Below are 3,829 nucleotides of genomic sequence, written 5' to 3' on the forward strand. Positions count from 1 at the left end.
ACCTCCACGGCGACCGGCAGGTTGAGGTCGGCAACCATGCGCTTCACGAGGAAGACCTGCTGGGCATCCTTCTGGCCGAAGAGCACAACCTGCGGCTGGGCGATGTTGAGCAGTTTCGAGACGACCGTGAGCACCCCGTCGAAGTGTCCCGCGCGGGTGCGCCCCTCGTAGAGGGTGCCGACGGTTCCCGCGGTGACCCTGGTCTCGCTCCCTCCGTTCGGATACATCTCGCGGACACTCGGGGCGAAGACCCAGTCCACGCCGAGCTCGGAGAGCTTGAGCACATCGGCGTCCAGGGTGCGCGGATAGCGGTCGAGATCCTCGGTCGGGCCGAACTGCAGCGGGTTGACGAAGATGGAGACGATGACCACGTCGGCGACCTCGTGCGCCCGCCGAACCAGCGCGAGATGGCCGTCGTGCAGGGCGCCCATGGTCGGGATGAGGGCGATGCGCTTTCCTTGGGAACGAGCATCCGCCGTTCCCGATCGCAGCTCGGTGATGGTCTCGGCTACGGAAATCGGCACCCCTCGATGTTAGTCTCCCCGCTCCCCGCTCCCCGTCCCCGCTCCCCGCTCCCCGCTCCCCGCTCCCCGCTCCCCGCTCCCCGCTCCCCGCTCCCCGCTCCCCGCTCCCCGCTCCCCGCCGGGACGATATCTCCTCTTTCGTCGTGTCACTTCATCATGACGTCACCGCGAACTGACACAACGAAAAAAGATGGATCGTGCCCCGGGCGGCGGGCTCGGCCCATCGGAACAAGTCCCAGCCCATCGGAACAGGAAGGAAGAGGGGCGGCGGGAGGGGGCGAGTCAGTGCGCGCGACGGAGCGCGTTCTCGACCGAGGAGCGCACCAGCGGGGCGAGCATGAGCCCGGGCGAGTCGATGCCGATCGAGGAGAGCAACGACGTGGCCTGGTCGACGATCGCGCTGGAGAAACTGGTCGCCGTCGCGATCGCCTCCGCGTAGGCGGCGCGATCCGCCTCGGCGACGATGATCGGCTCGCCGCCCATCTCCACGACGAGCGCCTGCCCGATGGGCTGCACGGGTGCCGGTGCCGTCACTGCGAAATAGCTGCCGGCCAGCCTGGCCAGATCGACCGTCGTCCCGGTGAAGTCCATGGCCGGGTGGATGGCCAGCGGGATGCCGCCCGCCGCCATCGCCGGCGCGAGAATACCGGTGCCGAATCCGGCCGCGGTATGCATGACCAGCTGACCCGGCTGCCAGGCCCCGGTCGCCGCGAGTCCGGCGACGAGGGCCTCGAGCTCGCTCGCCGGCACCGCCAGGATCACCAGCTCGCTCCGCTCGATCAGCACGGGCACATCGAGGATCGGCGCACCGGGCAGCATGGCCTCGGCCCGTTCCCGGCTCGATTCCGAGATCGCGGAGATCCCGACGATCGCGTGCCCGGCCCCCGCGAGCGCGGCACCGAGCACCGGCCCGACCCGGCCGGCACCCACGATGCCGATGCCCAGGCGGCCGGACCGATCGCGCGGCGGCACACCGGCTCCTGCCGGGCTCATGAGGCCTCCCCCGAACGCCACCGGTGGGAGGTGTCCGCCTCGCCGGCCAGCACGGCCAGCTCGGCGACACGCTCGAAGAACCCGACGGCGGTGTCTCTGTCGATCGCGTCGAGACTCGCCCGAATCGGGCCATTGACCGTGTGCAGGTGGATGTCCGCCAGCCGCAGCATCCGCAGCACCGGACCCTGCACGACGGCCACGCTCTGCAGCCTCGCCTGAGGAACGATGATGAGCCGTCGCCAGAGCGCTCCCTTGCGCAGCAGCAGCGAACCGGGCGCGACCAGAAAACCGTTGCGGCGCCAGGACAGCGGCCGCAGCCAGGCGGCACGCCGCGGCGAATCGGTGAAGGCGTCGTCGCCCTTCGAGACCAGGCCGCTCTCGATCAGGCCGCCCGCCCGCTGCCCGATCAGGTCGGGGAGCATGAGCTCGAGCACCCGGATCACCTCCAGGAGGTTGCCGACCGGGAGGATCGTCGTGTTCGCCTGGTTCTCGGAGCCCCGGCCGGAGGTATGGCTGGCGCGGTTGACCCTGATCTGCCACCAGCCCGCCGGTCGCCAGGTGAGCGGCTGGCTGACCTCGACCGAGTGGATGCGCCCCGGCGGCAGTGTCTCGTTGCTGGTGGAGAGCAGACCGAAGCCCACCCGGATGCCGTCCGGCGTGCCCGCGATGCTGTAGCGCAGCGATTTGGTGAACCGCCGCACGTAGTAGCTGCCGAAGCCGACGAGGCTGGGCAGCACCACGAACAGTCCGAAGAGCTGCCCGGTCAGCGCGATCCAGACGATCGTGCCGGCCACGATGAGCGCGGCGAAGGCCGTGCCCCCGCTCAAGGCGATCGACCCGAGAAGCCGGCCCAGGTGGATCTTCACCACCGAATCCGGCTCGGCGAGCCCCGGGTCGAGCTCCGGGGCGAGAAGCTCCTCCATCCGCCGATCGATCAGGCGACGACCCGCGATCGCGGCGACGGGAGAGGCCTGTGCAACGGTCGTACCGGATGCCCGCCGCAGGATCTCGCGCCGCAGGTCGTCCGCCGCACCGGAGGCCAGGTAGGCGAGCTGCACGTTCGCGTCGTGCCCGGCCTGACTGATCTCCAGCCGCGCCGCGCCGAACAGCCGGGCGAAGAAGGGGCGCACGATGTTGATGCCCTGGATGCGATCGAGCCGCGCCTTCCGATTGGTGCGGAACAGGATGCCGGAGCGCACCTCGACGACCTCGCTGGTGATACGGAAGGTGTGCATCCGCCAGGACACCGAGAAGGCCGCGATGAGCACAAGCAGCACGACGACGATCCCGAGGAGCGCCTGGACGACGAAGCCGTGATTGAGCACGTAGTCCACCGGATCGCCGCCCTCGTCGTAATGCGGAAGGAAGAGGCCGATGAGCCGTTCCCGCAGGTTGGCGAGGACCACACCGAGGATCGCGATGAGCGCGATGCCGCCCTTGAGCAAAGGGGATGCTGGGTGCAGCCGATGCCATTCGCCGTCGGTCAGCCGCGCGACCGTCTCGGGAACCGGCTCCGTCCGATGCAGGCCGGCATCCATCACAGTCCCGCCCTGCGGCTCTCGGCGACGGAGACCAGATGATCGCGGAGCTCCTCCGCCTGCGCCTCCGTGAGACCCGGGATGGTCACGCCCGCGGACGCCGCCGCGGTCACGAACTTGAGCTCGCTGAGGCCGAGGACCCGCGCGAGCGGCCCGCGATTGATGTCCACGAGCTGCATGCGGCCGTAGGGTACGGCGACAAAACGCTGCCACATGATGCCCCGGCGGAACAGCAGGTCGTCCTCGCGGAGCTGATAGCCGATGGCCCGAACGCGCCGAGGCGTCAGGGCGAGGTTCACGATCGCGACGACGGCGGCGATGCCGAACACGACCACGAGCCACCAGATCCCGAGGAGAGACATCGCCACGCCGGCGAGGACGACCGCGATGAGCACGATCCCCCAGCCCAGCAGCTCGACCGTCACGAGTTTCGACGACACCCGGCGCCACTGGACGGCGGGCAGTTCGAGTCTGTCCACGTTGCTCCTCGGCCCGATCTTACGGTGTGACTCTGACGGCCTTCTTGCCCGGGTCGTCATCGTCGTCGTCCCCCGGCGGAATCGTGCACATGTGCTCGGCGACGAGACCACCGGCCAGCAGCACACCCGATCCGATGATGGTGGCGACCGCCGGCCCCACCGAGCTTACCGGCACGACGGAACGGGTGAGCAGGTAGACCGTGATGCCGATCCCGAAGCCGGTGAGCAGGGCCCCGCTGAGCGCACTCGCCTTGGCGAGCACCAGGACCCGGGTGGCGTAGAAGGGATCGATCGG

Annotated in this window: 5 protein-coding genes; all 5 read right to left on the minus strand. The window is 69.6% G+C overall.

Annotated features, from left to right (window positions below; genetic code table 11):
* Positions 1–524: pantoate--beta-alanine ligase (gene panC, locus VGC18_RS13630; protein ID WP_414672891.1), on the minus strand; the 524-nt coding region annotated here is incomplete at its 3' end.
* A 282-nt stretch (positions 525–806) separates the two neighbouring features.
* The gene (locus VGC18_RS13635) at positions 807–1,517 is read right to left on the minus strand and encodes a Rossmann-like and DUF2520 domain-containing protein (RefSeq protein WP_331098303.1); all 711 of its coding nucleotides are present in this window, start codon (positions 1,515–1,517) and stop codon (positions 807–809) included.
* The gene (locus VGC18_RS13640; protein ID WP_331098305.1) at positions 1,514–3,055 is read right to left on the minus strand and encodes a PH domain-containing protein; all 1,542 of its coding nucleotides are present in this window, start codon (positions 3,053–3,055) and stop codon (positions 1,514–1,516) included. The genes VGC18_RS13635 and VGC18_RS13640 overlap by 4 nt, the downstream gene beginning before the upstream one ends.
* Positions 3,055–3,534: a PH domain-containing protein gene (locus VGC18_RS13645; RefSeq protein ID WP_331098308.1), complete on the minus strand. Its 480-nt coding sequence runs from the start codon at positions 3,532–3,534 to the stop codon at positions 3,055–3,057. The genes VGC18_RS13640 and VGC18_RS13645 overlap by 1 nt, the downstream gene beginning before the upstream one ends.
* A gap of 19 nt (positions 3,535–3,553) precedes the next feature.
* Positions 3,554–3,829: DUF3180 domain-containing protein (locus VGC18_RS13650; RefSeq protein WP_331098310.1), on the minus strand; the 276-nt coding region annotated here is incomplete at its 5' end.

This window comes from Lacisediminihabitans sp. (genome assembly GCF_036404185.1).
In the GTDB taxonomy this organism is placed as follows: domain Bacteria; phylum Actinomycetota; class Actinomycetes; order Actinomycetales; family Microbacteriaceae; genus Lacisediminihabitans.

Bases quoted from the DNA above. Each gene is read 5' to 3' on its own strand.
- VGC18_RS13635 (WP_331098303.1), bottom strand. From the start codon at position 1,517: ATGAGCCCGGCAGGAGCCGGTGTGCCGCCGCGCGATCGGTCCGGCCGC.
- VGC18_RS13640 (WP_331098305.1), bottom strand. From the start codon at position 3,055: ATGGATGCCGGCCTGCATCGGACGGAGCCGGTTCCCGAGACGGTCGCG.